The 549-nt window shown below is 60.3% G+C and carries 1 protein-coding gene; it reads left to right on the top strand.

Annotation, left to right across the window (positions count from 1 at the left end):
* The coding region (locus tag PIB16_RS26700; RefSeq protein ID WP_271046680.1) for an IS4 family transposase at positions 1 to 549 on the top strand (549 nt) is incomplete at both ends.

The following is a 549-nucleotide window of genomic DNA, read 5'->3' as shown; positions in this document are numbered from 1 at the left end:
CCGGCCAATATCAACGACATCACGGCTGCCAAGGCCATGCCGATCGCATCAGGCGCAACCTATGTCTTTGATCTTGGCTATTATGATTTCGGCTGGTGGGCCAAGCTGGACGAAGCCGGATGCCGGATCGTCACCCGGTTCAAGTCGCATACGCCGCTGACGGTCACCCATGAGCAGGCGGTGGACGGCGACGGTGTCATCCTGTCCGACCGCATCGGCCTTTTGCCGGCCCGCCAGGCCAAAAGCCGCAAAAATCCGTTCAGCGATCCGGTCCGCGAGATCACCATCAGGACCGAGACGGGAAAGGTGTTGCGCATCTTCTCCAATGATCTCGATGCACCGGCTCACGAGATCGCCGATCTCTACAAGCGCCGTTGGGCGATCGAACTGTTCTTCCGCTGGGTCAAGCAGACGCTGAAGATCAGCCATTTCCTCGGCACGTCAGAAAATGCCGTGCGCATCCAGATCGCTGTCGCCCTGATCGCGTACCTGCTCCTGCGATTGGCGCAGGCTGACCAGAAGACCGTGCCAAGCCCACTCGCCTTCGCC

This window comes from Agrobacterium sp. ST15.13.015, from assembly GCF_027871645.1.
Classification (GTDB): Bacteria; Pseudomonadota; Alphaproteobacteria; order Rhizobiales; family Rhizobiaceae; genus Agrobacterium; species Agrobacterium leguminum.
Note: the sequence above shows the minus strand (reverse complement) of the source record. Positions and strands in the feature narration are given on the sequence as shown.